The organism is Rhodohalobacter sp., assembly GCF_041686455.1.
Taxonomy (GTDB): domain Bacteria; phylum Bacteroidota; class Rhodothermia; order Balneolales; family Balneolaceae; genus Rhodohalobacter.
In genome coordinates, this window is sequence record NZ_JAWLDW010000166.1 from 1 (window position 1) to 4,598 (window position 4,598).

2 protein-coding genes are annotated in these 4,598 nt (G+C 43.1%); both read right to left on the reverse strand.

The window, feature by feature from the left end:
- Positions 1-35: 35 nt before the first annotated feature.
- On the reverse strand, positions 36-1,562 hold the full coding sequence (locus ACESM0_RS12895; RefSeq protein WP_372906612.1) for a hypothetical protein: 1,527 nt from the start codon (positions 1,560-1,562) through the stop codon (positions 36-38).
- Positions 1,563-1,793: 231 nt separating this feature from the next.
- On the reverse strand, positions 1,794-4,535 hold the full coding sequence (locus ACESM0_RS12900) for a T9SS type A sorting domain-containing protein (protein WP_372906613.1): 2,742 nt from the start codon (positions 4,533-4,535) through the stop codon (positions 1,794-1,796).
- Positions 4,536-4,598 lie beyond the last annotated feature (63 nt).

The following is a 4,598-nucleotide window of genomic DNA, read 5'->3' on the forward strand; positions in this document are numbered from 1 at the left end:
AGATAAATGCTATTACATTTTTCATAGTCTGCTCCTTACTGTTGTGAAAACCCAAGCCGGTTAATCAGAAGCTCTTCGAGAAGCGGGGAAATATCCTGCCCTGAGTTGTCCTTGACCTGTAAATCTGTCAAATCAATACCAAAGAATAGAACATTTCTTTCAGGATTTAAGACTGCAATTGTACTGGGTCCTGAATACTCTTTTTGTCCAAAAACAAGTCTTTTCGAAAGGTCAGCTTCATACAGTTCTATCGAGCCAGGAACAGAGTTAAAAGGCCAAATCCGGCTACTAAAACCTCCATTATAGATCAGATCAGGAGCATCGTGCATTGATGTTACTTCTGCCCCATTTTCAATTATAAACCCGTCTTCTGCCTCTTCCGGATTAACTGGCACAAAATCAGAGATTGCAAGAAAATTATATAATGGATCATCTGTCCTATTCGCATCTCGGGAGATTAGTGCATTGGTAAATAAAGTGCCCCCATCCTCAAAAAAAACTTCAAATATCTCTTGGCCATAATTTATATTCCTGTTCAAATTATTTGAGAAGTGATAAATATGATCCCACTTAGCCAAAGCTCTATTTAACGTTGGATTTATTACAGATGAAAAAGATTCACTTAAAGGAACAATTCCACCTTCTAACCCCACACCATCACTTATATCAACAACATCAAAATTAAAACCCAATGATTCTAACTGGGACATATGGTAGTTCAAATTTTCAATAGAAGTACTGCTTGCATCATCATTTAAAATTAAAATATTTGATGACTGCCGTTTAATGTACCAGTCGAATTCAAGGGTTTCGCTCTGCGCCTGGGCGAGGTCTACCGTTCGAACGTAAAACGTATTCTCACCATCCGGAATAAATCCGTCCACAGTGATATCCGTTTCACGAAAACTCCGGCCCAGGAAAACCTGTGCGGTCGCTTCACTTTGTGAGGCATCAGTAATATCAAATGACACAAAAAACTCATCTTGGTCATCTGCCTCGATGGGAATTTCCGTCCACCCGTTTGTGGTATCGTTGATGGCAATTTCCGTTCGCTGAAGCGTCTGTAATCCGTCAGGATCATCAATGCTCCACCCAAAACTAAAAAGGCTGTAGGTGGTGTCGGGCGGAAGTTCAAGGGAATTAAATTCCGTTACCGGGTCGGTATTTCGCAGCGGAAACTCAACGGATGCCCCTACCGGGTCTTTCAAATCTTCATTATCAATGGCACGAACCGCAAACAGTACATCGTCCGTCTCCTCTCCCGGGGAAATAGGCAGGATAAAGGTGCTGTCGGTTTGAGTAGTGAATGTCCAGTTTCCCTCAGATGTATCTGAAATCGCGTATTCATATCCCACGATGTATCCGTCAGGATCATCGCCCCACCACGAAATATCGATGCGACTGGAGAGCCTGCTCTCCTCATCCACCTGGATATTATCCACTGTGAGAGAGGTTTTTGGAGGCTGATTTTCATTCAGGTCCCCGTCCAACGACGTATCACAGGAGTAAAAGAGAGCCGCGGCTATAAGAACGATCGTAACAATACGTAATCGGTTTCGCATCTGGTTGTTTTTGCTGATCAAAAAAATAAAAAGAAGAGAACCGGGGAGTATCCGTCCCCGGTTCAGGTCGGTATTCAATAAAAATACTTCTGCTTTAAATCGTCATCGCGGGTTATGATCCGCGACTTCCTGTCTTTCATAATACACGGTTTTTTCCGTGGCACCCTTAATTGCTGATCAGGAAGAGGAGATCCCGCACCTTGTGCAGGATGACTCCTATCCTTAAACCTGTTATTTAATCAGTGTCATTTTTTTCGTGAGCAGCGTGCTTCCTGCCTGCAGTCTGTAGAAGTACATACCGCTTGAAAGTGATGATGCATCAAAATTCACCGTATAGTTGCCCGGTGCCATTTCCCGGTCTACCAGGGTGGCAACTCTGCGCCCAATCACATTATACACTTCAATCTTCACCTGTGCATTTTCAGGCACAGCATAATTGATCTGAGTGGTTGGGTTAAACGGATTCGGGAAGTTTTGCTTAAGATCAAATGAACGTGGCAAATCACTGAACTCTTCGCCAGAGGTTGGTTCTCCACGCGTCAAAATCAATGAATTATATGATGGTTCAAAAAAGCTTTCACCCATCTCTCTTGAAGTTCCAGCACCGGTTCCATCAAGAAAATTAGACTTTAATATTTCATTTTCTCCATCCGAAGCCCGCACACTCCACAACACTTCAACACTTTCACCTTCATCAATTCCAAGATCAGCGAGAAGACCGTCTGCTGTTTCAAAATCGATTGTGATTTCTGCACTTACCCCATCATTATCTGAAGAAAGAGTCGCAAGTTCTGTGCTGTCAGTATCAAAAAGAACCCACTCAAATGTTACTGCATTACTGTCGAAATCTCTTGGGTTAAGGGATTGCCATGAAGCAACAATTTCACTTTCCTCTACCACCCCAATTTCAACACCTTCATTCGGACTTGATAAATTAAATAGGGGACGAGGGATAGTATAATTTTCGCCCACTATATCTTCCAGTTCGCGTGGAATTACTTTTGTAATTCCAAACGTAGAGGTCACCAGTCCAGAGACTTTATCCACGATGCTTCCCAATATCACATGACGATTAAAATCCTGGGGAAATCCAGTTTCTCCAATTGGAGAGCCACCTCTTGTATCCCAATTAATCACCGATGTGCCTTCGTGCATTTCCTCCGTTTCAGTGTCGATGGTTGCAAAAAGAACCTCACCAAATCCTTCATCCGAAATCATTTGCACATTCTCAAAGGTCACCAGCATCCCCTCCCACGCTTCACCGGGTGCAACGGGTTCGTTAAACTCATCGGTTGTCAGTACCGGAACCACATTCGAAATGTCGGAATCTGAACTGGTTACGCTAAGAGTCACTCCCGACAGGTATGTGTAGGTATTGTCGTTGTTCGCAACTTCCGCTTCTTCAACGTTTGCACCGGTAATCTTCACTACATCCCCACGCTGCAGATTTGCCGTTTGTACGCCAAGTTCAAGAAATATACCAGACCATGGAGCTGTGCCCGACTGAACGGCAATCACACCATCTCCGGGTTCAGAAACCACGGTTGCCGTGATATCAAAATCGAGCCCGGAAAGTCCTTCCAGCGGACTTGGTCCGTCGCCATCATCTCCGGTTCGCTGAATAGTTTCGATTTCCGTGATGGTTCCGCCATCCACATAAAAAGACTGTGAACCAATTGTTGGGAATCGTCCGACGAGTCCGTTGCTTCCGTATGCTTGTACAAATATAGTAGGTGATTCAAAAGCAACAAGCTCTGGAAGTGTAAATTCATACTCATTGGTACCGACTTCTTCCATCTGAAAACGTTGTTCACCGCCCGAACGGGTTGTATAGTTTACCACAACTGAATCAACCGTTACGGAAGGGTCGTCTTCCGGGGCGGCTGTCAACGCTGAAAGCGTAACAGTCTGACCCGGTGTGTATACGTCATCTTGAGGTACAGGGTCGAAATCAACTGAAAGTAATTGCGGTGGCGATCCGATTACTTCAAAATCAACTGGCCACTCAAAATCCCCATTTAAGGATACTCCATTTTCAAGCCGGGTTTCTTCATCAACCCAGAGAATTCCGTCTTCCATAGGTGATATAAAAAATCCACCGCCATTTGAAAAACTCAAACCACCTTCAGATAAATCTTCCACACTTAAAAACCCACTAACATTTACACTTGATCCGATAGGTGGTAATTCAAAATCACCATCAACTTCACTTCTCCTATAGTTGTAACCTGATCTGTAGGTGGATCTATCGTTCCTGTATCTTAAAGAAATATCCCTGTGGCCTGTAAAAACCCCATCTTTCACAACAGAAAAGGCGACTCTACCATCATCCAGATTATAATTTGAAGTGGTTCCACTGGAAATATCTACATACATATTATTGTATTTTTGATATGCTTCAAGATCCAGTTCTACTTCATTTGCCCCGGTTGATGTGTGATATTCTGTAGGATCAACAGGTACAGGCTCTAGTAAAAATTCATAATCACTAAATTGCGACTGAGTCACATTACCTAATTCAACCAACTCACTCACTTCAAACTGTGAAGTCTCTTCGAAGAATGTAAGGTTCCCAGTAAAGGTTACAACAGAGCCTCTGCTAAGATCTTCAAGGTCACTAAAGGCTGAAGTTTCAAATGCGTTTACAATTCTTATATACATACCATCATGCCCAAGGTCTTTTGCAGACGTGTCTGCAACAAACATATGTATACGTCCAATGCTGCCCTCCTCATCATCGTTAAAACCTGATAATCCTGAAGATTTTGGATAGCTTACTACAACAGCTGTAAACTCTACGGGAACACCTTCTAACGGATGATCTGGTATGTCGTCGTAACTCTCCAGATTTTCATACGTGTTCAGGTCGCGGATAGTCACATCCTGCGGCCCGTCTTGTGCAACCGCCAGATCAGCCAAAAAAAGGCCAATAAGCAGCATTGTGCTTAAGATTAGTTGTAACGCTTTTTTCATATCGGTTGGGTTTTTGTTGATGTTAACAGATTACTTAATTATTGCAAACTTACCGGTTTGCAC

Bases quoted from the DNA above. Each gene is read 5' to 3' on its own strand.
- ACESM0_RS12900 (WP_372906613.1), bottom strand. From the start codon at position 4,535: ATGAAAAAAGCGTTACAACTAATCTTAAGCACAATGCTGCTTATTGGC.
- ACESM0_RS12895 (WP_372906612.1), bottom strand. From the start codon at position 1,562: ATGCGAAACCGATTACGTATTGTTACGATCGTTCTTATAGCCGCGGCT.